This is a genomic window from Thermodesulfovibrio sp. TK500a (genome assembly GCF_055381765.1).
Genome location: NZ_AP041606.1, coordinates 422,027 through 445,201 on the forward strand (window position 1 = coordinate 422,027; position 23,175 = coordinate 445,201).

28 protein-coding genes and 1 tRNA gene are annotated in these 23,175 nt (G+C 37.6%); 15 read left to right on the top strand and 14 right to left on the bottom strand.

Annotated elements, in window-relative coordinates; genetic code table 11:
• Position 1: 1 nt before the first annotated feature.
• The 6 genes from ACZ430_RS02195 to tadA are packed head-to-tail and all read left to right on the top strand — an operon-like array spanning position 2 to position 2,767.
• Positions 2-577 carry a CDP-alcohol phosphatidyltransferase family protein gene (locus ACZ430_RS02195; RefSeq protein ID WP_297211536.1) on the top strand — a complete coding sequence of 192 codons (576 nt, stop codon included), beginning with the start codon at positions 2-4 and terminating at the stop codon, positions 575-577.
• A 36-nt stretch (positions 578-613) separates the two neighbouring features.
• The gene (locus tag ACZ430_RS02200) at positions 614-1,021 is read left to right on the top strand and encodes a DUF948 domain-containing protein (RefSeq protein WP_297211538.1); all 408 of its coding nucleotides are present in this window, start codon (positions 614-616) and stop codon (positions 1,019-1,021) included.
• A gap of 1 nt (position 1,022) precedes the next feature.
• The gene (locus tag ACZ430_RS02205) at positions 1,023-1,340 is read left to right on the top strand and encodes a YtxH domain-containing protein (RefSeq protein ID WP_297211540.1); all 318 of its coding nucleotides are present in this window, start codon (positions 1,023-1,025) and stop codon (positions 1,338-1,340) included.
• Complete coding sequence (gene hypA / locus ACZ430_RS02210; RefSeq protein WP_297211542.1) at positions 1,340-1,696, top strand: hydrogenase maturation nickel metallochaperone HypA; 357 nt, start codon at positions 1,340-1,342, stop codon at positions 1,694-1,696. The genes ACZ430_RS02205 and hypA overlap by 1 nt, the downstream gene beginning before the upstream one ends.
• On the top strand, positions 1,686-2,330 hold the full coding sequence (gene hypB, locus ACZ430_RS02215; RefSeq protein WP_297211543.1) for a hydrogenase nickel incorporation protein HypB: 645 nt from the start codon (positions 1,686-1,688) through the stop codon (positions 2,328-2,330). The genes hypA and hypB overlap by 11 nt, the downstream gene beginning before the upstream one ends.
• Entirely contained in the window at positions 2,297-2,767 is a 471-nt protein-coding gene (tadA, locus tag ACZ430_RS02220; RefSeq protein ID WP_464910643.1) for a tRNA adenosine(34) deaminase TadA, read from the top strand. Before hypB ends, tadA begins: the two co-directional genes overlap by 34 nt.
• Before the next feature lie 8 nt (positions 2,768-2,775).
• On the opposite strand, the gene ACZ430_RS02225 is transcribed toward tadA, so the two are convergent.
• From ACZ430_RS02225 to hisC, 4 genes are read right to left on the bottom strand one after another with little or no spacing between them, the layout of a single operon-like run.
• On the bottom strand, positions 2,776-3,684 hold the full coding sequence (locus ACZ430_RS02225) for a PLP-dependent cysteine synthase family protein (RefSeq protein WP_297211547.1): 909 nt from the start codon (positions 3,682-3,684) through the stop codon (positions 2,776-2,778).
• 12 nt (positions 3,685-3,696) lie between these two features.
• The gene (thyX, locus tag ACZ430_RS02230) at positions 3,697-4,425 is read right to left on the bottom strand and encodes an FAD-dependent thymidylate synthase (protein ID WP_297211549.1); all 729 of its coding nucleotides are present in this window, start codon (positions 4,423-4,425) and stop codon (positions 3,697-3,699) included.
• On the bottom strand, positions 4,422-4,997 hold the full coding sequence (gene hisB, locus ACZ430_RS02235) for an imidazoleglycerol-phosphate dehydratase HisB (protein WP_297211551.1): 576 nt from the start codon (positions 4,995-4,997) through the stop codon (positions 4,422-4,424). Before hisB ends, thyX begins: the two co-directional genes overlap by 4 nt.
• Positions 4,994-6,058, bottom strand: coding sequence for a histidinol-phosphate transaminase (gene hisC, locus ACZ430_RS02240; RefSeq protein ID WP_297211553.1), 1,065 nt, complete (start codon positions 6,056-6,058; stop codon positions 4,994-4,996). Before hisC ends, hisB begins: the two co-directional genes overlap by 4 nt.
• A 68-nt stretch (positions 6,059-6,126) precedes the next feature.
• Between hisC and ACZ430_RS02245 the strand changes: the two genes are divergently transcribed.
• Genes ACZ430_RS02245 through ACZ430_RS02260 form a run of 4 tightly spaced genes read left to right on the top strand, consistent with a single transcriptional unit; the run spans position 6,127 to position 8,531 of the window.
• On the top strand, positions 6,127-6,915 hold the full coding sequence (locus tag ACZ430_RS02245; protein ID WP_297211556.1) for an inositol monophosphatase family protein: 789 nt from the start codon (positions 6,127-6,129) through the stop codon (positions 6,913-6,915).
• Positions 6,912-7,811 (top strand): cation diffusion facilitator family transporter, encoded by a 900-nt coding sequence (locus ACZ430_RS02250; protein WP_297211559.1) that lies wholly within the window; start codon positions 6,912-6,914, stop codon positions 7,809-7,811. Before ACZ430_RS02245 ends, ACZ430_RS02250 begins: the two co-directional genes overlap by 4 nt.
• Positions 7,812-7,867: 56 nt before the next feature.
• On the top strand, positions 7,868-8,029 hold the full coding sequence (rd, locus tag ACZ430_RS02255; protein WP_297211562.1) for a rubredoxin: 162 nt from the start codon (positions 7,868-7,870) through the stop codon (positions 8,027-8,029).
• Between the two features lie 13 nt (positions 8,030-8,042).
• Positions 8,043-8,531, top strand: coding sequence for a ferritin-like domain-containing protein (locus ACZ430_RS02260; protein WP_297211564.1), 489 nt, complete (start codon positions 8,043-8,045; stop codon positions 8,529-8,531).
• 25 nt (positions 8,532-8,556) lie between these two features.
• Here the strand turns inward: ACZ430_RS02260 and dapB are convergent, their stop codons facing one another.
• Both dapB and yacG read right to left on the bottom strand, forming a co-directional pair.
• Positions 8,557-9,360, bottom strand: a complete 804-nt coding sequence (gene dapB, locus ACZ430_RS02265) for a 4-hydroxy-tetrahydrodipicolinate reductase (protein ID WP_297211567.1) — start codon at positions 9,358-9,360, stop codon at positions 8,557-8,559.
• On the bottom strand, positions 9,314-9,532 hold the full coding sequence (gene yacG, locus ACZ430_RS02270; protein ID WP_339942802.1) for a DNA gyrase inhibitor YacG: 219 nt from the start codon (positions 9,530-9,532) through the stop codon (positions 9,314-9,316). Before yacG ends, dapB begins: the two co-directional genes overlap by 47 nt.
• 66 nt (positions 9,533-9,598) lie before the next feature.
• On the opposite strand from yacG, the gene ACZ430_RS02275 reads away from it, so the two are divergent.
• The 5 genes from ACZ430_RS02275 to ACZ430_RS02295 all read left to right on the top strand — a co-directional run bounded on the left by ACZ430_RS02275 (position 9,599) and on the right by ACZ430_RS02295 (position 15,669).
• Positions 9,599-10,450 carry an ABC transporter ATP-binding protein gene (locus tag ACZ430_RS02275; protein WP_464910764.1) on the top strand — a complete coding sequence of 284 codons (852 nt, stop codon included), beginning with the start codon at positions 9,599-9,601 and terminating at the stop codon, positions 10,448-10,450.
• Complete coding sequence (locus ACZ430_RS02280) at positions 10,447-11,190, top strand: ABC transporter permease (protein ID WP_297211574.1); 744 nt, start codon at positions 10,447-10,449, stop codon at positions 11,188-11,190. The genes ACZ430_RS02275 and ACZ430_RS02280 overlap by 4 nt, the downstream gene beginning before the upstream one ends.
• A 109-nt stretch (positions 11,191-11,299) precedes the next feature.
• Positions 11,300-12,913, top strand: coding sequence for a hydroxylamine reductase (hcp, locus tag ACZ430_RS02285; RefSeq protein ID WP_297211577.1), 1,614 nt, complete (start codon positions 11,300-11,302; stop codon positions 12,911-12,913).
• Between the two features lie 99 nt (positions 12,914-13,012).
• Positions 13,013-15,523 (top strand): DNA polymerase I, encoded by a 2,511-nt coding sequence (gene polA, locus ACZ430_RS02290; protein ID WP_464910644.1) that lies wholly within the window; start codon positions 13,013-13,015, stop codon positions 15,521-15,523.
• Between the two features lie 64 nt (positions 15,524-15,587).
• Positions 15,588-15,669: transfer RNA gene (locus tag ACZ430_RS02295), tRNA-Leu, on the top strand.
• A gap of 66 nt (positions 15,670-15,735) precedes the next feature.
• Here ACZ430_RS02295 and flgL read toward each other — a convergent pair.
• The 8 genes from flgL to flgA are packed head-to-tail and all read right to left on the bottom strand — an operon-like array spanning position 15,736 to position 23,174.
• Positions 15,736-17,127 (bottom strand): flagellar hook-associated protein FlgL, encoded by a 1,392-nt coding sequence (flgL, locus tag ACZ430_RS02300; RefSeq protein WP_297211637.1) that lies wholly within the window; start codon positions 17,125-17,127, stop codon positions 15,736-15,738.
• 15 nt (positions 17,128-17,142) lie between these two features.
• Positions 17,143-19,044, bottom strand: coding sequence for a flagellar hook-associated protein FlgK (gene flgK, locus ACZ430_RS02305; RefSeq protein ID WP_297211640.1), 1,902 nt, complete (start codon positions 19,042-19,044; stop codon positions 17,143-17,145).
• Between the two features lies 1 nt (position 19,045).
• Positions 19,046-19,495 (bottom strand): flagellar protein FlgN, encoded by a 450-nt coding sequence (locus tag ACZ430_RS02310; RefSeq protein ID WP_297211643.1) that lies wholly within the window; start codon positions 19,493-19,495, stop codon positions 19,046-19,048.
• Positions 19,479-19,778 carry a flagellar biosynthesis anti-sigma factor FlgM gene (gene flgM / locus ACZ430_RS02315; protein WP_297211645.1) on the bottom strand — a complete coding sequence of 100 codons (300 nt, stop codon included), beginning with the start codon at positions 19,776-19,778 and terminating at the stop codon, positions 19,479-19,481. Before flgM ends, ACZ430_RS02310 begins: the two co-directional genes overlap by 17 nt.
• Before the next feature lie 34 nt (positions 19,779-19,812).
• Positions 19,813-20,568, bottom strand: coding sequence for a M23 family metallopeptidase (locus ACZ430_RS02320; protein ID WP_297211648.1), 756 nt, complete (start codon positions 20,566-20,568; stop codon positions 19,813-19,815).
• 7 nt (positions 20,569-20,575) lie between these two features.
• The gene (locus ACZ430_RS02325) at positions 20,576-21,766 is read right to left on the bottom strand and encodes a flagellar basal body P-ring protein FlgI (RefSeq protein WP_440871037.1); all 1,191 of its coding nucleotides are present in this window, start codon (positions 21,764-21,766) and stop codon (positions 20,576-20,578) included.
• 17 nt (positions 21,767-21,783) lie between these two features.
• Positions 21,784-22,500, bottom strand: a complete 717-nt coding sequence (locus ACZ430_RS02330; protein ID WP_297211653.1) for a flagellar basal body L-ring protein FlgH — start codon at positions 22,498-22,500, stop codon at positions 21,784-21,786.
• Entirely contained in the window at positions 22,497-23,174 is a 678-nt protein-coding gene (gene flgA, locus ACZ430_RS02335) for a flagellar basal body P-ring formation chaperone FlgA (RefSeq protein ID WP_297211656.1), read from the bottom strand. The genes ACZ430_RS02330 and flgA overlap by 4 nt, the downstream gene beginning before the upstream one ends.
• Position 23,175: the final 1 nt, after the last annotated feature.

Consider the following 23,175-nt stretch of genomic DNA (forward strand, 5'->3'; position numbering starts at 1 on the left):
CTTGTTAAGTGAGAAATTCAGCCATCTTCTTGATAAACCCCTTACACCTTTAGCAAAAGCCTTTCCTGTAAATCCCAATATTATAACCTTTATGGGCATGATTATAACTTCAAGTTCTTGCTTTGTAATCCCTTTTAATCTATTTCTTGGTGGCGTTTTTATTCTTGCCGGTGGAGCTTTTGATATGCTCGATGGAATTATGGCAAGAGTGAATGGAAGGACAACCAAATTTGGTGCTTTACTTGACTCAACTCTTGACAGAATAGCTGATGGATTTATCTTCACTGGTATAGCATGGTATTTTCTGAAACTCAATCATGCAGAAGGACTAATCTTAACTCTTTTCTGCATGATTGCCTCTTTTTTAATCTCCTACATAAGAGCAAGAGCTGAAGGTCTTGGAGTTTCCTGTAAAATCGGCATTATTGAAAGACCTGAAAGACTTATATTAATTGCATTGGGATGTCTAACGGGATTTCTATATACAACCCTTATATTCCTCACCATCCTTAGCTGGATAACTGTAGCTCAGAGAATTTTATACGTCCGAGCAAAGCTAAAAAATTTGCCACAATAAAATCTAAAATGTTATCCTTTCTTAAAGGAGGAAACAATGAGTGAGACGTGGATTATTATTTTAAGCATAGGATATTTTCTTGCTACCTTAAGCCTGATAGGAGCCCTAATTTTTCTTATAGTTGTTGCTGTAGAGTTAAGGAGAGGAATTAATGCTTTCAAGGAATTTCTTAATACAACAAAAACAAGACTCGAACCTGCAATTCACGAGACAGAGAGAGTAATTGAAGGAGTTAAATCTTCCGTTGAGGATATTAATAAGGTTACTGAAAAGGTAAAAGAATTAGGTGGAACCATTGAAAAACTAACCTTCATCGTTTCTGAACTTATCGCAACTGTTGAAAGGATGAAGAATTCCGTAAACATAAAGGGTAATGCCTTAAAAACAGCAATAACCGTCGCAGCATCCGTATTCTTTGAAAATTTAAAGAAAGGAGGGAAATAAAATGGAAGAGGAAAGAGGATTTAGCGCTAAATCTGTTTTTTTATCTTTTTTGTTGGGGGGAATTGTAGGAGCTGGTTTGGCACTTCTTTTAGCGCCTCAAGCAGGAAGTGAGACAAGAGCAAAAATAAAAGAAACAGCAGAGGATGTAAAGGAAAAAGCAGAAGCTTACATCAAGGAGGCCAGAGAAAAAATTACGTCTACCTTTGACAAAGCAAAGGAAACTCTTGATGAAAAAAAGTCTGCCCTTACAAAAGCCTTTGAAGCTGGTAAAGAGGCCTATGAAAAAGAGGTTTCCCGGGAGAAGGAGCAAGAGGGCTGATGCATGAAGCATCTATAGCCACAGAGCTTATAAATATTGCTGTTCAGGAATGTGCAAAAAATGGATACAGTAAAATAGAATCCATTAAGGTATCAATAGGCAGGGCAACAGGAATAATGACTGATGCCCTGCTTTTTGCTTTCAATGTTTTAAAGGAAGGCACAGTTGCAGAAAAAGCAAATTTAATAATCGAAGAAATACCTGTTAAAATTGTTTGCAAGGATTGCGGAAAAAACTTTGAAAGCAATGAGAACTATCTTCTTTTTGAATGTCCCCACTGCGGGAGTTTTTCAATTAATCTCATATCTGGGAAAGAGCTCAATATTACAGAAATGGAGGTAAGCAATGAAAATTAAGGTTACCACAAAGATTCTCGATGCCAACGAGAGAATTGCCGAAGAAAACAAAAAAATGTTTAAAGAAGCAGGGGTTTATGTAATAAACCTCATGAGTTCTCCTGGTGCTGGGAAAACATCACTTCTTGAGAGAACTATCGCAGCCCTGAAGGATAAGGTAAAGATTGGCGTCATTGAAGGAGATATAACTGGAACAAATGATGCTGAAAGAATTGACAAACTCGGAGTACCAGTAGTGCAAATTAACACAGAAGGAGCATGTCACTTAGATGCCAATATGATAGCCGATGCAGCAAGGGATTTGCCTCTGAAAGATTTAGACATGCTTTTTATTGAAAATGTTGGTAATCTCGTATGTCCTGCTGAGTTTAAAGTTGGTGAAGACATTAAAGTAATGATTCTGAGTTTAACAGAGGGTGACGATAAACCCCTTAAGTATCCTCTTATGTTTCAGGAGTCTTCGGTTTTGATTATAAACAAGGTAGACCTAAAGGATCTGCTTGACGTTAGCTTAGAAAAAATAAGGAAAGACGCTCTATTTCTTAATCCAAACATAAAAATTTTTGAAGTATCCTGTAAAACAGGACAGGGAATTGATGAGTGGACAAACTGGCTTCTGACGAATATTTCCTAAAAGAAGCCCTAAAAGAAGCAGAGAAAGCATACAAAAAAGGCGAAATTCCCGTTGGTGCTGTGATTGTTGTGGATGGTAACATTATTGCCAGAGCACATAATCAAAAAGAGACCACCTTTGACCCAACAGCACACGCTGAAGTTTTAGCCATACGAGAAGCCTCAAAAATTCTCGGTGCTTGGCGACTTACAGAAGCAAGTTTATATGTTACTAAAGAACCCTGCATAATGTGCTCAGGTGCAATTGTGAATGCAAGAATAAAAAAAGTTGTCTACGGCTGTGACGACCCTAAGGCTGGTGGTGCTGTAAGTTTATACAGAATTCTTCAAGACTGTAGACTTAATCATAGGGTTGAGTTAAAAACGGGAGTTCTTGAAGAAGAATGTCGTAAGATTTTACAAGATTTCTTTAAAGAATTAAGGAAAGCTCAAGATTAAGACTTAATTTAAGGAGGACACTTACTACAAATTGAGGCAAAAAGGGAGGTAGACAGATACCTATCTCCCCTATCTGGCAGTATAACAACGATTACACCACTTCTTATCTCGCTTGCCTTCTTAAGAGCCACGCTCATTGCAGCACCTGAAGACATGCCGACAAAAACTCCTTCAAACATTGCAAGCTTTCTTGTTATATCAAAAGCTTCCTCGTCATTAACATTTATCTTTTCATCCAATCTTGAAGGATTAAATATTTTCGGAACAATACTCTCTGATAGATTTTTTAGTCCTTGAATCCTGTGGCCAGGAACTGGCTCAACTCCGACTATCTGAATACTGCTATTGTACTCTTTGAGTCGCTTACTTACGCCCATAAGTGTTCCCGTTGTTCCCATTCCAGCCACAAAATGAGTAATCTCACCTTTTGTCTGCTCTATTATCTCAGGAGCTGTGGTTTCATAATGAGCCCTTATATTGGCTTCATTGTCAAATTGATTTGGCATAAAGTATTTATCAGGCGAGTCTTCATAAATCTGATGGGCAAGCCTAATAGCACCGTCTGTGCTTTCCTCTGCAGGCGTTAAAATAAGCTCTGCGCTTAATGCCTCGAGAACTCTTCTTCTCTCAACGCTTACACATTTTGGCATAACAAGCTTAATTCTATATCCCTTAGCAGCTGCAATCATTGCAAGGCCTATACCTGTATTGCCTGAGGTTGGTTCCAGTATTATTTTTTCCTTTGTAAGCAGTCCTTTTTCTTCAGCTTCTTTTATTAGATAGAGCGCTGTCCTGTCTTTAATTGAGCCTCCTGGATTAGCTCCTTCGAATTTACCGTAGAGAATTACCTTAGGATTAGGGTTTATTCTATCTAATCTAATAAGAGGGGTGTTTCCTATAATATCTATTACGCTCATTTGTCAATTATATCACAGAGTTTTGAATTTTTTCCTTATTTGTCCAGCCTTGCCACAGGAAAATCTTCCCTCAGGACATTTACCGACAACACATGAAGGACCTGCATCCTTGAATAATAAAGGAGCTACTTTTTTAACAAGCCTAAGCATTTCTGTTGCAAGTGCTCTTATTTCCCACTGGGCACGGCTACAACATCTTACACGGAAGAAATGAAGTAGCTCTCTTGCATTCATTGTTATTACAATCTTTGTCTCTGCCGCATTAGGCAAAACAAACCTTGCATCCTGTCTTGCAGTTTCACCTTTAATTCCTCTTTTTTCAAGCTCTTTTAGCAATTTACAGTAATACTTATGAGATTGTTCCATAGCCTCCTTGAAAAGAGTATTCAGGAGATTATCTTCTTTAAAAATTGGAGGCACTACAAAATCAAAACCACTTTCTTCGCTTACATATCTCTGAGACTGTTGACTGTATGATGCGATTCTGTGCCTCACTAACTGATGAGAACAAGCCCTTGATATTCCCTCTACGGCAAAAGTAAAAGAGGCATGTTCAAAAGGGCTCAAATGACCGCTCTCTCTTAGAAGATTTATGAGCTTTTCTTTCTCCTCCTCTGACATTTTTTCCCTGAGTTCATCAACTCCAACAGGACTGTAACAAAGTCTTGCAGAGAGAGCAACTAAATTTTCAGGCATTGGAGTGTGCTCGATAAGAGAAACCTTAAGCAAAGCTTCTTTCATATTAAGCCTTTTGTAGAAGGTAGAGTATCTCCTGTTAGTATTACAGCTTCTTTAATTGCTATTGCAAAGGCTTTAAATATTGCCTCAACTACGTGATGTAAATCTTTACCGTAAGCTACATTGACATGAAGGATAATTTTCGCATTGTTTACAAGAGCTCTAAAAAATTCTTCAAACAGAGCAATATCAATATCCCTTATTAATCCTGTAAAAGGCACATTATAGACAAGATATGCTCTACCACCAAGGTCTAAAGATACTTGGGCAATGGCTTCATCCATCGGGATTGATGCAAAGCCGTATCTCTTTATTCCTTTTCTCTCTCCAAGAGCATCATCAATGGCTTTCCCAAGAACTATTCCAATATCCTCGATTATATGATGATAATCTACGTGAATATCTCCTTCTGCTTTAACTTTTAGATTAATTCTGCTGTGAAAGGAGAAAAGTTCGAGCATGTGATTTAAAAAGCCCAGCGGAGTTTCTATATTATTTTGTCCAATACCGTCCAGGTCTATCTCTATCTTAACTTCTGTCTCTTTGGTTTTTCTGCTTATAGAGGCTTTTCTCATATCCTTTTCCTCAATATGCTTTTTATTGTTTCTATGAACTGAGAATTTTCTTCCTTTGTCCCTATCGTAACTCTTAAAGCATTTTTTATTAATGGTGACATGTTTCTTATTAAAATGCCTTCTTTAAGAAGTTTTTCATAAATCTGATTAGTCCGTCTTGATTTAAAAAGTATGAAATTAGCCTCCGAGGGATATACGGTAAGCTCCTTAAAAGTGGAAAGTTCTCTTAACATTCTATCCCTCTCTTTTGTAATTTCAGCTATGAATTTTTTTATTTTAGAGTAGAAATCCTTAAGAGCGTAGGTGGCAATGTATTGGGTTAGAGAATCAACGTTGTATGGAAGCCTGACTTTAGACACCTCATTGAGAATTTTCTCATCTCCAATAAGATAACCCAACCTTAATCCAGCAAGCCCGATTTTACTTAAAGTTCTGAGTATGAGCAAATTTTCAAAATCTTTTAGAAATGGTAAAAAGCCTTTATGGCTGCAAAAAGGGACATATGCTTCATCTATTATAACCAGAGAGTTGCTTTTTCTTGCCACATCAATAATTTTAAGTATCTTTTCCGCTGAAAAGGTATTGCCTGTTGGATTATTGGGAGTGCTCAGAAAAATGAGAGAAGGTTTTTTTAACCTAATTAGATTTAAAAAATCTTCCTCCTGAATGTCAAATTCTCTGTCAAGTTTAGACTCTACTGTTTCAACTCCTACAGATTGGGCAATAATTCCATACATGGAAAAGGTTGGAACAGGGTATAAAACAGGTCCTCCAAAGGTTAAAATTAGATAATATATAAGCTCGTCAGAGCCGTTTCCGACCATTATACTTTCTGGTCTAACTTGAAATCTCTTAGAAATCGCCCTCTTGAGTTCCTTTGCCTCTGGGTCTGGATATCTATTAAGCGGAATATCTACACCACTTACAATTTCAGAAAGTTTAACGGGAAAAGGTGATTCATTAGCATCTAACTTTATAAGACTTGGAATTTCTTTAGCCTGATAGGGTTTTAACTTCTTGATATTTTCTCTTGTTATTGACTTTATATTGAATTTGCTCATAGACTTTTATCATAAATGGTATTTTAAAGATTGTCAACTACCGTATTTTCAGGATATAATAAGGGCTTATGAATATAGATTTTTTAAGACAGATAGGACGCAGGCTCTTGAAAGAGATTTCCTCAAAAAAACCTCAATTCAATAGCGCTGCCCTTGGTAAAGGGGCTTCAGGAGATATAACATTTCCTGTGGACAAATTGGCCGAAGATGTTATCATTGAAAGTTTTGATAGAGAGGGATTTAAAATAAACGTTATAGCAGAAGAGAGGGGAATCAGGCTTATTGAAAACAGTGACATAACCCTCATCATAGACCCCATTGATGGAAGCAAAAATGCTGTTTCTGGAATACCCTTTTTCTCTACATCTGTTGCAATAGCTGATGGTAAAAAAATTAAAAATCTAAAAACTGGCTACATTATCAATCTAATTAACGGAGATGAGTTTTATGCTGAAAGAGGGAGGGGTGCATTTTTTAATGGCCACCAGATAAGAACACAGCTCGAAGAAAAACCTGTTATAATAGCCTTTGAAGCCTCTAATCCATATTCATCTCTTCAAGGAATTTTTCCGCTTTTTAAATTAGCAAGTAGAGTAAGATGTTATGGAAGCACAGCCTTAGACCTCGCCTATCTTTCAATGGGAGCTTTAAGCATCTTTGTAACTCCTACAGCATCAAGAATATTTGATTTTTCAGCAGGTGTTTTAATAGCTAAAGAGGCTGGAGCGTTAATTACAGACCTTGAGGGTCAAAGTATTGACGAGCTTGAAGTTGATTTTGGAACAAAGACAACCCTTCTTGTTTGTGGAAACGAGAGACTTCAAGAAAAGGCTATAAAAACATTTAAAATAAAATGAAAAACTCCTCCGCTAAGAGACTTTTCATTACTCTTATTATAACGCTCATAATCTTTTCAGCCGAAATTATTGGTGGAATTATAAGCAATTCACTTGCTCTTTTGAGTGACGCTGGTCATGTTTTTACAGACTCTTTTGCCATAATACTGAGTTTGATTGCTGCAATTATAGCAAAAAAGCCTTCTAACAGAAAGGCAACCTATGGGTATCAGAAAATAGGCATTCTTGCTGCATTTATAAATGGTGTAAGCCTTATCATTATTGCTATTTTGATAATATTTGAGGGATACAGAAGATTGATTTCACCTCCTGAGATTAATTCTAACTTGATGTTATCGGTGGCATTTTTTGGATTTTTAGGAAATCTCTTGATGGCTTTGATTTTAGGACACAAACACGAAGATTTAAACATCAAAAGTGCCTGGCTACACGTAATAGGAGACACCGTATCATCGATTGGCGTAATATTTGCAGGACTAATAATAAAATTTACAGGCTGGATTTTAATTGACCCATTGATAAGCTTACTCGTTGGCTTAATAATCATTTACGGAGGTAGCAGGGTTATAAAAGAATCCCTTTTCATTTTTTTAGATTTTACACCTCGAGGCTTTGATGTAAACGAAATAACTGAAAAAATTGGCAAAATCAAAGGGATTTGTGACATTCATGACCTTCATATCTGGTCAATAGGCTACGGCATACCTGCCTTTTCTGCACATGTTGTAGTTGACGTTAAACTTTTAAGTGAGGCAGATAAAATACGCTCAGAAATTGAGGCAGAACTTATAAAAATAGGGATAAAACACAGCGTAATCCAAATAGAGAGTTGTAAGTGTAGTAAAAACAGTTTTTACTGTAATTTAGGTCATCCCCCCTCAGACATTCACAATTGATTTTGCTTTCGAGAATATTTATAATAAATCTAAAATATCAACCAAAGGAGGCAATAATGAAAAAGTACAAATGTAGTGTCTGTGGATATGTATATGACCCTGCTCAGGGAGACCCCGACAATGGTATAGCACCGGGAACTCCTTTTGAAAATCTGCCTGACAGTTGGGTTTGTCCAGTTTGTGGAGCAACTAAAGATATGTTTGAAGCAGAAGGCTAAGTGAGGGGGTTCTATGAAATCTATTGAACTTGCCTTAAAAATGGAGACAGATGCCGTAAAATTTTATAAGGAAGCAGCTGATAAAGTCTCCCATCCTGTTGGAAAAAAGATGTTTCTGACTATCGTAGAAGATGAAAAAAATCATATCAAAATGATTGATGAAGTTCTAAAGGGACTCGAACTAACCATAAGAGAGGCCAACCCTATCAAGACAGTCAAAACAGTTTTTGAAGAGCTTAAAGATAAGATGATGGAACGCATTCAGGCTCAAACTGATGACCTTGAATCATTCAGAATTGCCATGGAGATGGAAAAAGAAGGCATTGAATTTTATAAAAAAATCCTTAATGAAGTTAATACGGAAAAAGAAAAAAAGCTCTTTGAAAGGTTGATTTTTGAAGAAGAACAGCACCACAAAATATTTGCTGAAACTTATAATTTTCTCAAAGACACCGGAAACTGGTTTATGTGGAAAGAATTTTCCATTGTAGAGGGAGGATAAGAGGGAGGACTAAATCCTCCCTTTTTTATTTTATTCCAAGCACGTCCCCCATATCATAAAGCCCAGCAGATTTTCCATACAGCCATAAGGCTGCCTTTAATGCTCCTCTTGCAAAGGTATCTCTGCTTGATGCTTTGTGTGTTATTTCAATTCTCTCGCCAAGCCCACCGAATAAAACCGTATGTTCACCAACAATATCTCCTGCTCTGACTGTTTGAATACCTATTTCCTTTTTGGTTCTCTCGCCAATTATTCCTTTTCTTGCATAAACAGCCACTTCGTCAAAATTTCTTCCCAGGGCTTCTGCAATAACTTTAGCCATCTTTACAGCTGTTCCACTTGGTGCATCCTTTTTCATTCGGTGATGTGCCTCAAATATCTCTATATCGTAATCATCGCCAAGAACTCTGGCAACATCTCTAAGTATCTTAAATAAAAGATTTACGCCGATGCTCATATTTGGAGATAGAACAATTGGAATGTCACGTGATGCATTCTGAATAATTGAAATCTGCTCATTGCTAAAACCTGTTGTGCCAATGACCATTGACTTTTTATTTTTCCTTACAATCTCAAGATGCTCAAGTGTTGCCTCTGGAGAAGTGAAGTTCACAACAACATCTGTCTCTCCTATGACTTTTGAAATATCTTCTGAGATTTTTACTCCCATTTCGCCAATGCCTGCAACTGCTCCTGCATCAAGTTCAACTTTTGGATTTGCCTTTGACTCTATTGCACCTACTACCTTTAGTTCTGCATATTCTTTTGAGAGGGCAATAATTCTACTGCCCATTCTTCCTGCTGCGCCACATACTGTCAGCTTTATCATCTTTTTCCTCCTCAGTGTTTATTTTTTCATCTACTTCTTCAACTTTTATCGAATACTTTTCATAAAACCAGTTCCAAAGGTCAAGAACTTTACAGCTCTTTGAGCAGAAAGGTCTCCAAGGATTGTTTTCGTAATCTACAACTTTTCCACAATGGGGACATTTAATTGGCATGCTTTAATTTTAATTTTTCCTATCCTAAAGATGCAAGGGAATGTGATAGACTATATTTTAAGAAAAATGATTACAATTATTGGTATTTCAAAAACCTACGGAAAAGTCAAAGCACTTGACTCCCTTACTCTTGAAATAAAACAGGGCGAAATATTCGGACTTCTGGGACCAAATGGAGCGGGAAAAACAACAACAGTAAAAATTCTTACAACCCTTACAAAACCCGATTCGGGCAAATGCTTTATTGATGGCAAAGATGTGATAGGACAACCTCAAGATATTAAAAAAATCATCGGAGTTGTTCCTCAGGAAAATAATCTTGAAAGAGAACTTACTGTTTATGAGAACCTTCTAATTTACGGAATGCTTCATAATGTATCGGAAATTAAGAAAAAAATTGAATTTATTTTGAAGACAATGGAGCTTACGGAAAAGAGAGAAACAGTGGTAAACAAGCTCTCTGGTGGGCTTCAGAGAAGAGTTCTCCTCGCAAGGGCTCTTTTGTCTGAGCCTAAGGTTTTATTTCTCGATGAACCTTCCATAGGACTTGATCCACACATCCGCAGAGAGCTTTGGCAATTAATAAGAAAGATAAAAATAGAGGGCAGAACAGTGCTACTTACGACCCACTACATTGAAGAGGCAGAAGCTTTATGTGACAGAGTAGGAATTCTCTCGCATGGAAGTTTAATAGCCCTTGGAAGTCCTTCAGAACTGAAAAAACAAATAGGCGAATATGTCGTCGAATTTATAGATAAGGATGGAAGTCTCATAAGCGAAATATGTCATAGCAGAGAAGAGGCTTACGAGATTGCCAAAAGAAGAAATGATGGCGTTACAATAAGAAGGTCTAATCTTGAAGATGTTTTCGTTAAGTTAACAGGTGAGAGAATAATACAGACAAGGATAAATCAATGACAAGCTGGTATCCCATATTTCTCAAGGAGATGTTACATTTCAGAAGAAAGCTTTTACGAATGGGCTATATTTTTTCTGCCATGATTGCACCAATTATATATCTCGTCACGTTCGGACTTGGTTTAGGCAAGACAGTAAGGCTTGCAGAAGGCGGCGATTATCTTACTTTTTTACTTCCTGGGCTTGTTGCCATGAGTTCAATGAATAACTCTTACTCCTGGGTTGCAAGTGCTTTAAATCTAAGTAGACTTTACTTTAAAACATTTCAGGTATACATACAGTCTCCTATAAAACCTTCTTCAATAATGATAGGAGAAGTCCTTGCAGGTATGGTTAAAGGACTTTTTGCCTCTTCCCTCATAATAGCTGTTGGCTTTACTGTGCCCTCTGGTTTCTCAATAAATCTTATTTTTCTTATAACTCTTCTTCTAAACTGTTTCATGTTTGCATCCCTTGGTGTGATAACAGGGATGATTACAAAGTCCCATGAAGATACTGCCACCTACTCTAACTTTTTCATCATGCCCATGGCATTCTTCAGTGGAACATTTTTCTCCCTTGATAGAATCCCACTTATTTTTAAGCCGCTCATATACATTATGCCCCTTACCCATACAAATATTGTCATTAGAAAAACTCACTTTGACCTTGAAGCAGTTATCTCATTGGGCGTAATAATTTTTTACTGTCTCTTATTCTTTATTTTGGGCTCAAGGTTAATAAAAGGATATAACGAGTAAGCTTTTAAATCTACTTCAAGAAAAATAAAAAATATGACGAAAATCATAGTTATTTTTCCTACCTTCATTTAAACTCAAAGTATAAATAATTTCCAAAGGAGGTTTAGCTATGTTTTGTAGACAATGTGAACAAACAGCTAATCAGACTGCATGCACAAAATTAGGAGTATGCGGAAAACAGCCCGAGACTGCTTATCTTCAAGACTTGCTTACTTATGCACTACAAGGGCTGTCAGCTTATGCCAAGGAGGCATTGAAGGAAGGGAAAATTGATAAAGAAGTTAACAAATTCACGGCAGAAGCTCTTTTTTCAACCCTTACAAATGTTAACTTTGACGCCGAAGCAATTAAAAATTTTATTTTCAAGGCAGTTGAATTAAGAGAGGAATTGAAGAAAAGGGGAATAAAAGCACAGCAGACTTATGCAAGCGAATTTAAACCTGCCGAAGATTTTCAGGAACTTGTAAAGCAGGGAGAAGAGGCGAATAAGAAAATTTTTCAAAACTCACCAAATGAAGACATACAGTCACTTAAAGAGATAACACTATATGCTCTCAGGGGTATAGCTGCCTACACAGACCATGCGCAGATTTTAGGAAACGAGGACGAGCAAATTTATGCTTTCATATATGAAGCACTTGATGCAATGCAAAAAAATGGTGATTTAAACTACTGGCTCAACATGGTGCTTAAAGCAGGCCAGATAAATCTACGAGCCATGGAAATACTTGACGCAGCAAACACTGAAAAATACGGCCATCCTGTTCCAACTCCAGTGCCCCTGGGATATAAAAAGGGCAAAGCTATTGTTGTATCAGGCCATGACTTAAGAGACCTCGAATTACTCCTACAACAGACGGATGGGAAGGGGATATATGTGTATACTCATGGAGAGATGCTTCCGTGTCATGGCTACCCTGAATTAAAAAAGTATAAGCATTTCTACGGCCATTATGGCACTGCATGGCAAAATCAACAGAAAGAATTTGCCCAATTTCCTGGAGCAATACTTATGACTACAAACTGTTTGATGAAACCGCAGGAATCCTACAAGGATAGAATTTTTACTACAGGGGTAGTAGGTTGGCCAGGTATCAAGCATATAAAAGATAAAGATTTCACTCCTGTAATTGAGAAAGCCCTTGAAATGTCAGGCTTTCCAGAAGACAGGGAAGGTAAAAAAGTCATGGTTGGCTTTGCAAGAAATACGGTGCTCAGTCTTGCTGATAAGGTTATTGAACTTGTAAAAGCAGGCAAAATAAAACACTTCTTCCTCGTTGGTGGCTGTGACGGAGCAAAACCTGGAAGAAGCTATTACTCCGAATTCGTTGAAAAGACTCCCAAAAATACTCTAATACTCACTCTTGCCTGTGGCAAATTCAGATTTTTTGATAAAGAACTCGGCGATATTGATGGAATTCCCAGATTACTTGATGTTGGTCAGTGCAACGATGCCTATTCGGCAATACAAATAGCAATAGCACTTTCAAAGGCCTTCAATACAAGTGTAAATGAGCTACCCCTTTCATTAATCTTATCATGGTATGAGCAGAAGGCCGTTGCTATTCTTACCACCCTACTCTACCTGGGCATAAAGAATATAAGATTAGGTCCAACCCTACCTGCCTTTGTAAGTCCTAATATTCTGAAAGTTCTCGTGGAAAACTTTGCTATAAAGCCAATAACCACAGCCGAACAGGATATGAAGGAGATTTTAGGATAACCCAAATAAGCTCCGTCATTACCACAATGACGGAGCTTAAAATTTTCTTTATATTCCTCTAAAAATGACAAAAAGGCTTGCCCAATGGTATCCTAAGATATGGAAGAAATATATCTTGTTGACGGAAGTTGCTTCATATACAGGGCTTATCATGCCATCAAACCGCTAAGCAGTTCAAAGGGAATCCTTACAAACGCAATATACGGATTTACCCGTATGTTGCTCAAGTTAATTAAAGACAGAAACATAAAATACATGCTCATTGCCCTTGACAGCCCTCATCCTACAAAAAGACATAGGGTATATGAAGAATACAAAATAACAAGACCTGAAACACCAAAGGACTTACCACTACAGATTGAATACATAAAATCCATTATAGAAGCTCTGGGAATTATGAGAGCAGAAATTCCTGGATACGAGGCTGACGATATAATTGCTACAGTGGCAAGTCAACTATCCTCAAAAAATACTTCAGAGCCTTCAATATGTTATATTGTGACTCTTGACAAAGATATGCTTCAGATTGTTTCTGAAAATACGAAGATATATGATCCCTTTAACAACTTAATAATTGACAGAGACTTTATACTTAAAAAATACGGCATCGAGCCTGAAAAACTGACTGATTTCATGGCCATGGTCGGTGACAACATCGACAATATTCCAGGCATAAAGGGAATAGGAGAAAAAACAGCAGCAGAACTTCTTAAAAGATACGGCTCTGTGGAAAATATTCTCAAAAATCTTGATATAATTAAACCCTCAAAAATAGGAGAACTAATAAGAAAAAACAAGGAAATACTACTTTTAAGTCAGGAACTTGTAAGCCTTAAAAAAGATGCTCCCATTGAAATATCCTTAAAGCAATTAGAAATAAAACCATCTCACAGGGAAAATCTAAGGAATATTTTTAAAGAACTTGAATTTCACTCTCTCCTTAAAGAAATTCAATCAGAAGAATTGGAGAATTCTGAAGGAGACATCTCCGTTAAGTTTGAAGAAAACCAAAAAATATTAGAGAAAACCAACGAGAAGGGAATTTTTTCATTAAAACCTGAGGAAACGGTTGCCCTTGTAGGTGTTGAAAAGAGCATCTCCGAATTTAGCTTAAAAGATAAATCCCTCAGCAATCTTTTAAATACAAAGATTCTGAAAATAATATTTGATGCCAAGGAGGTAATAAGAAAATTTAAAAAAGCAGGTCTTGAGTTATCTCCGCCCTTCTTTGATTTGTTGATTTCAGCCTATCTTTTAAATCCAAACAGAGCAAAATATGATTTTATCGAGCTCTGTATAGAGTATCTCGGAACAGTAGAGTCCTCAAGAGAGAAAATCGAGCCCTTGTTGATGCTACAACTTTATGAGAAACTGTCAGAGGAAATTAAAGAAAAAGACCTTGAGAGGCTCTACTACGAAATTGAAATGCCCCTTGTGGAGGTTCTTTTAGAAATGGAAGAAGTGGGTATTATGGTAAACCTTTCTAAACTTAATCAACTTACTGAATTAGTATCAAAAGAAATTGATAAAGTAAAGGATAATATCTACTCCCTTGCAGGCATACAGTTCAATATCAACTCGCCCAAACAACTTGCAGAAATTTTATACGACAAATTAGGGCTTAAGACAATAAAGAGAGGGAAAAAAGCTCGCTCTACAGAAATGGAGGTTTTAGAGGAACTTAGTTTCCAGCATGACTTACCAAGAGAGATAATTAGCTACAGAATCTTAAATAAACTTTTAACGAGCTATCTGACCCCACTTAAAAGTTACATAAATCCACAGACAGGAAGAATTCACGCAAAATGGTCACAAACAACGGCTGGAACAGGAAGAATAGTAAGCAGTGAGCCAAATTTACAGAACATACCTGTTAAAGGCCAATGGGCTGAACATATAAGGGAAATCTTTGTTCCCCAGAAGGGATTTTTATTTCTAAGTGCTGACTATTCGCAGATTGAGCTAAGGCTTCTATCCCATCTAAGCGGTGATAAAGCTTTAATTGAAGCCTTCAGAAAGGGTAAAGATATTCACAGGACAACGGCTTCAGAGATTTTCTCAGTACCAGAGGAAAGTGTGACCGATGAACAGAGAAGGGTTGCAAAAACAGTTAATTTCGGAATTACCTATGGAATAAGCCCCTTTGGCCTTTCCGAGTCGGTTAAAATACCCTATGAGAAAGCTGAAGAACTGATTGAACTTTATTTCTCGAGATATCCGAACGTAAGGGATTTCATAGCTAAAACCATTGAACAGGCAAGAAAGCAAGGATATGTGAGAACTCTCTTTGGCAGAATACGGCCATTACCAGACATAGGAAGTGCCAATCAGTTTTTAAGAACTCAGGCCGAAAGAATGGCAGTGAATGCAACAGTCCAGGGAACAGCAGCAGATATCATAAAAATTGCCATGATTAGAATATACCGAAAAATCAAAGAACAGAAGATTAACGCAAAATTAGTCTTACAGATACATGACGAAATTGTCCTTGAGGTTGAAGATAGAGATGTTGAAAAATTAAGAGAAGTTGTAATTAATGAGATGAAAAATTTTTCCCTCCAAGTTCCTCTTGAGGTAAATGTTTATGTAGGAGAAAGCCTAAATCTTTAACCATGCAAATTAAATCATATAAACAGTTGAAACAAAATAAGCTTTCCTGCTATTATTATAATTAGCCGAAGTGGTGGAACTGGTAGACACGCACGTTTGAGGGGCGTGTGGGGAAACCCGTGCGGGTTCGAGTCCCGCCTTCGGCATTAAATTTTATTAAATTGTCACACTGATGCAAAGTCGAGAGATTTTCTCTTTTTTTGAAAATAATGTTATCTCAGAAAGTCAAAAAGATTACTTCTAAAGAAATCCGTAAGAGTTGTTCTCATTGCCTGAAGCACAGTCATTCTTCTGTTAAGTTCAGATATTACTGCTAAGGCATCAGCATCTTGTTCGTTGGATAGATTTTGATTAGTGTTCGTCTTAAGCTCCAGATTATAATCGGTAATACTCTCAATTTTATTAAGTCTCGCACCTATGAGAGACTGCTGTTTATAAAGGTTATCGGCAATTTTATCGAGATATGAAACAGCTTTCTGAATCCTTAGTTGGTCATTGTTTTCAAGGGCTTCTTTTAGGAAATGGAGAGCTCTTATATAATAGTTTTCGTTGACATAGTTATTATTAAAGTCGTTGAAGTTAGAGCTTGTTGGATCTGTGAAGTAATTGTAGTTGAGAATGTTTTCCTCAAGCTTCATAAATACCTTACGATCTTCAAGTTTTTCTGCATCAGGATAGTAGTTTAGTAATTTAAGATTATCTTCAGTTGTTTGATTTACGGAGATTCTTATTTTGTCTGATTGTCCTATTGGAATACTATTAATAACTATTCTATAATCCTTGTCGGTGGAAGTTCCAACATTTACAACTCTTGCTTTAACATACTGTCCTGCAGGACTATTATTTATTTCATTCACTATATCACTTAATGAGGCATTTGCATTGATAGTTATCTCCACAGGGGCTTTATCACCAATCCAAATATTGATGGTTCCTCCATTATCAGTAAATGAAGCTGTTTCACTGGTTATAGCTGTTAAAGGCTTAGGCATGAGAAGAGCAGACATAATGTCTATATCATCGTTTTTGCTATACTCAACAAAAACAGAAGAATTACCGGAAAAGGTAAAAAACTCTGTTGCTGGTAGATTTACTGCCACATCAAGGAATGGATTTATATCGAGATACTGCATATTCCTGTCTACTCCGTAAATACCTGTTGATTCGTCTACAGGCGCAACGTCGCCCTTGAAGCCTCCAAAAATATACCTGCCGGAAACCTTCGTGTTTATAGTATCCAAGCTTCTCTGAATGAGAGTATCAATCTCTCTTGCTATTGCAAGTCTGTCAGTGGCTGAAAGTGTATCGGTTGAACCCTGAACAGCATAGGTTTTTGCCTTTGTGACCATGCCTTTGAGGTCATTTATGGCACTCTCAATTGAGGAATTATAAATCTTGGCAGTGTCAATCAGCCTTGCATACTCATCAAGGGCAGAAATATCAGCTCTGTATTTTATTATTCTCTGCATAGCAACAGGGTCATCACTTGGAGAGAGGACTCTCTTGCCAGTGGTTAGCTGTTTTTGAGATTTGAACATAGCCTCAATATGTGCGTTGAGGTCTTTAAGAAAAGTTTGATACATGAAAGATGATGTTACTTTCATAGCTGCATCTCCTTTTTATCTTACCATCTCAAATAAACTTGCAAGTATCTCATCAGCCACCCTTATAACTCTTGCTGATGCCTCATACATTTTCTGATACTTTAGGAGATTTACCGCTTCCTCGTCCAAGCTAATTCCTGACATATCCTGCCTGCGCTTCTGAATCTCCTGCACAAGAGCTTCTTGAAAGCTCTTTTGCGTTTTTGCACTCGATGTAAAAACACCCACATTAGAGACTATACTTCTGTAATAATCAATTGTTTTAGAGCTACCTATTATCTCTTTATCGAGTAAAGCATAAATTGCTCGGGCATTTCTGTTGTCCATTACACCACTGGTTGTGCCTGTAGGGTCTTCTGCAGCGGCTGCAATCTTTTGTGTGTCAGTGATTGCAACACTAAATAGAAAAGCTGCCTGGGGAGATATCTGGAAATTGAAGTCAAGATTGTTTGAAGGATTATTGATGGTAACATCTATTCCATTGAAGCTGAGAATATAGCCGTTAGTTATAGGGGTTGTAGTTAAAGCTGAATTTATATTTATATATGTCGGAGGTGATGTGCTATTGTCGATTTCGTATAATGTCCAGCTGCTTCCAGTACGTTGTATTCTGTAATTTTTATAAGTATTCTCGTTAACACTGTTTATCTTAAATGAAATATCAGAAGAGGGTATTTGAAGATTGAAGTTCAAGTTGTTGCTTGGATTTTCAATGACTAATTCCATTCCACTGAAACTGAGTTTGTAGTATGTATTTCCTCCCTCACTCCAAGAGCTTACATTAGAGTTTGAGAGAGGATTGCCGTTTACTGTCCAAGAAGTTCCATTAAATTGTATAGAGAATGTTGAATTAATCGCTTGAGATGGGTTATTTACTCTATATTTAATATCAGTAAAACTACCAGTGGTAACTTGTGAGACAGGAGGAGAGGTTATATTTAAGCTGTTAAGAGGAGTAAAGAAATTATATCCTGTGCTTCCGTTTAATCCATACCCCTGTCTATGCTGGGCATTTATTGCCTCGGTGAGGTCAAAAACGAGCATATTAAGCTTGTTCATGTATTCAGGTATTGTTTCATCTCTCAAGTCTATCTCTGCCTTGAGTTTTCCACCTTGTATAAGGCTTGTAACATCAATAAAGCCCGATTCTGTCTCAAGATTAAACTGCATTTTCTGGTTACTATCAAGTCCCACCCTCAGATGATAAACCCTTCCGCCGTCAACCATTGGCATACCACCAAGAAGAATTGAGTATCTTCCTGCAAAGTCAGTAAAATAGTTTATCTGCACTATATCATTAAGCTGTTTTACAAGATTATCACGCTGGTCTAAGGCATCAAGAGAGCCCGGACTTGCAGCAATCTTTTCATTTAGTTCATTTATCTGGTCAAGATACTTGTTAATCTGGTCAACAAGATTCTGCGTGTCTTTGTAAATCTCGCTTCTCTCATCAATCAGAGATTTGTAAGAAAGATTTACCCTTTTGGTAAGATACTGAGCCCTGTCAAGAAGAAGCGTTCTTTCAGCAGCACCTGGCGGATTCTGGCTCACCTCTTGCCAAGCATTGAAAAAGTCATTTACAACATTGCTGAACGCAGTCTCGGAAGCATCGTTAAATATGTTTTCAAGCCTTAACATGCCATTGTAAACAACATCCCAGTAAGCGAGGTTAGAATTTTCCGTTTTAAGCTGGAGGTCTATGAAAGAGTCATAAAGCCTTCTTATGTCTTTAAGCCTTACTCCCCTACCTGTGACGCCAGATATGCTTAAAATTCCAGAAGACATGTTCTCAAAGACCACATCTTGTCTTGTGTAACCCTCTGTGGCAGCATTTGATATGTTGTGAGATATTACCTCAAGAGCTTTCTGGTAGGTAAGCACACCTGTTTTGCCGATGTCAAAAAGTGCTGTTAACATTTTATGCCTCCCTTGAGAGGTTCTGTTTTGCCTTTATGCCAAAAGTTTCAAGAAACTTTAATGCCGTGCCTATATGAATCATTGAACGGTCAACAAGTTGTTCGTTTATTTTCTGTATTTCAGCAATTGCCTCAAGAAGACTTTTCATTTTTATGTAAAGCTCTTTAAGAGCCGATAAATCTATACTTGGATTTTCTGCTTCAAGCCTATTTATCAAATCCCGCAAATTCATTCCTTTCATGCCTTGTGAGTTAAGGAGCTTTTCTCTCTCATTCTCCCAGAGAGACAGTTTAGTAAAAACCTCTTGTTTTTTAGTTAAAACCCTCTCGAGTTCATCGGAGTTAAGACTCACAATAGCATCTCTCTCCGCAGAGACTATCTCATAGAGCGAACTCAGTAGAGATTTTTCTTCTTCCAGGATTTTAATAAGCTCCTCATGCAAGCTTGTCAATTAAAGCCTCCTTGAGCATTTTCCCTGCCACCTCACTTCCCTTAACTTCATAAGTGCCAGAGTTTATAGCGTTTTTGAGTTCTTCAACTTTGTCTGCCCTTATGTCTGGTATGTTACTAACCTCTACCATTAGCCTTGCAATGTTTTTAGCAGCCTCTGAAACGGTAATCTGGTCTTTTGTTAGAACTTCCTCGCCTCTTTCAGGAGCTTTGCTTTGAGATTTTTCAGGCATCATGCCTGAATTTGGTGCTACGCCGTCTATTCTTATTGGTCCGCCTATCATGTAAAACACCTCCCTCTCCTTTAAAGGTTTTTAATTATACAATCGTCGGTTTCTCAGAAAGATTTAATGCCACAAAAGGATTTACAGGTTTTCCCTCTCTTCTTACTTCAAAATGAAGGTGCGGACCTGTTGTTCTGCCCGTTGAACCTGAAAGAGCGATTACGGTATCTGAATTTACAGTATCTCCTGCCTTTACAAGATTTTTTGAGTTGTGGGCGTAAACAGTTTGTATGCCATCTTCATGTTCAATAATAACGCAGTTGCCATAACCCTTTGAATATCCTGAATATACTACCTTCCCTGCTAAAACAGGCTTTACCTTTGTTCCTTCTGGCACAGCAATATCAATTCCGTTGTGATGACGCCTTTTTCCATCAATCGGGTCTATGCGGAAACCAAATTTTGAAGAAATATAGCCATCAACAGGCAAAGAAAGTTTTTTGGGCATGGATATCTTTCCGTCTTTAATCTCAAAGGACTCTTCCTTTTTATCTTGTGGCGTAGGTTTAAGTTCTATCTTGCCATTTTTGCTTATGCTATTAAGAAAATTCTGATTTTCTGTTAAAAACCTTCCTATGCCTATCTCTCTCTGAGCCATTATTTCTGCAATCTCAGGGATTAAAACACTCATATAGGTAGACATTGTTCTGTCCTTAGTGAAGGAAGTGTCTTTAAGCATTACCTTTAGCATTTCTGTTAGAAACACAGTCTCAATTTTTTTAGAAAGCTCCCTTGCCTGCTTAAGCGTTGCCTCATCGGTCTGATTTATGCCTGATACTCTTGATACCATATCAACCTCACATAAGCACTAAATCTGCCTTCAAAGCTCCTGCTGTTTTGAGAGCCTGAAGTATAGAAATTAAATCTTTAGGAGTAACTCCAAGAGTATTAAGAGCTTTAACAAGTTCTCCCACTGTAGAGCCCTGAACTTCCACCAAAGATGCCTGTTTTTCCTCAGCTTTTAGCTCTGTTCTTGGAACGACCTCTGTCTGAGCTCCGCGAGGAGCAAGGGGAGGAGGTTGAACCACTTCTGGTGTCTCTTTTATTGTAATTGTAAGCCCTCCATGAGCAAGAGCTGTAGGGGCTATTCTGACATTAGCGCCTATTACAACTGTGCCTGTTCTTTCATTAACAACTACCCTGGCGGGCACATCAATGGCAACATCAATTCTCTCAACCTCTGCCATGAAATCAAGCACATTACCTCGATATGCTGATGGAACTAATATGGCCACTGTAGATGGGTCTATGGCCTTGGCAATTTCTCCTTTGTATCTGTCGTTTATTCTCTCAGCTATATTTCTTGCTGTTGTAATGTCAGGAAATTGAAGCAACAGTTGAAGTTCATTTTTTGCCATCAGATTAACGGGCACTGTCTTTTCAACAATTGCTCCCTCGGGAATGTATCCTACATTCTGATGGTTCTTTACTGCCTGAGCTGCTCTGCCTGCGGCAATAAAGCCACCGATTGAAATAGGACCCTGTGCTACAGCATAAACCTCACCATCAGGTCCTGTAAGGGGAGTAAGAAGCAGGGTTCCGCCTTGAAGAGATTTGGCATCTCCGATTGAAGATACTTGCACATCTATCTTAGCCCCCGGCTTCACATTAGTTGGCAGTTTCGCAGTGACCATAACAGCAGCAACATTCTTAACTTTACCTTTTAAGTCCTTTACATTGACAGTTACTCCCATTCGACTGAGCATATTTGCAATTGGTTGATAAAGATATGTTCCGTCTTTATCACCTGTGCCATTCAGACCAACTACAAGTCCGTAGCCAATTAGCTGGTTTTCTCTGATGCCATACCAATTTGCAATATCCTTTATTCTCTCTGCGGAAGAGGAAGAAGAAAGAAAGAGTATAAGGAAAAATATGAGAAGGAGCTTCGTCGCTTCGCTCAGAATGACCTTAGAATGTCTCAGAATGCAATTATAAAGTTTCAAGCTATGTTTTAAAGATTTTGAATTGAATTTTTTATTATGCATTTTCATCACAACCACCTCTAAAATGGCCATATTTTATCAAGAAATCTCACAAGCCAGCCCTGTGACTGTTTGTCTCCAAGGGTGCCATCTCCTACAAGAAAAATCTGAGCATCTGCCACATACTGACTAAGGATTGTATTGTTCTGACTTATGTCATCGGGTCTTATTATCCCCCTTAAAACTAAAATCTCCTTTTCATTGTTAACGAAAATCTCTTTTCTTGACTCTATAACCAAATTTCCATTAGGAAGCACCTCAACGACTTTTGCGGTAATTGTTCCTGTAATTGTTCCAGTTCTTGCAGTATTTCCATCTCCTTTGAAATCACTTCTTGCAGAACCAGAAACAGAGGGCGAGAAGATGTTACCTGCTTTATAGAAGCCATTTATTATGGGCAAATTATGAATGTTGAAATCTGTATTCATTCCGAAGAAAGTGTCAAGTCCGTAGTTGGTAGAGGAATTTCTTGAAGTTGTAGTCGATGCCTTTTTCTGAGCAGAAGTGGTTTCATTTATAAGAATTGTAACAAGGTCATTTACTCTTCTGGCTTTTTTGTCTTCATAAAGAGAGGCCTTGTTTCTCCACAAAGAACCCTCGGTTGCACTTGATTGCTGGGGAGTTTCGGGATAATACTTTGGCGGCATCCCTGCACTTTTTATCTCCCTCACTTCTTTTAATTCTGAACAGGCTGCTAATAATGACATGGAAATTAGTAGAATAAATATTTTTTTCATAGCACTACCCTCACTTTATCTTTTTCTACTAACTCTCCTACAATTTCCTTGCCAGTTTGAAAGCACTGAACCTTGGCCTTTTCTCCAACAGCACTGTCATATTTAAGGACACCCTCTGTCAGGATAGTGACCTGTCCTGACGTTATCACTACCTGAACATGACTGCCTCTTTTAACTGGAAAACCTGAATAAAAATGTTCTTCCTTAAGGATTATTCCCTGAGCAACAGTCCTTTTTAAAACTCTTCCTATGAGTTCATCTTTTTTGGTTATTGCTCCTGCAGGTATTTTATACGCAGGTCTCTTTATCTCAATAAAGTCTTCCTCATTTAGCGTATCACCCCTTTTCAAATTTCTCTGAGGCACGTAGACGCTTAAGAGCACTTCATAATTCGCTAAAGCCCTGTATTGCCTTGTTCCACAGTAAAAAGTGAACTCTACCGCATAGGGTCTCTTTATCTCTCTTATCTTTATTCTGTCGGGAATGCAGTTTTCTGTGGGAGCAAAGCCTATAAATTTTATATCACCTATGTTCACATCATTACTAATGAAGGATTTTTTCATTTCTTCTTTAAGCAGGAGCTTTAGAGAATTTGTATCGAATGAATATGCGTATGTTACGGCAGATAAAAGCAAGGCCATTAGAAACATGAGACTGTTATAAATTCTAAGCATC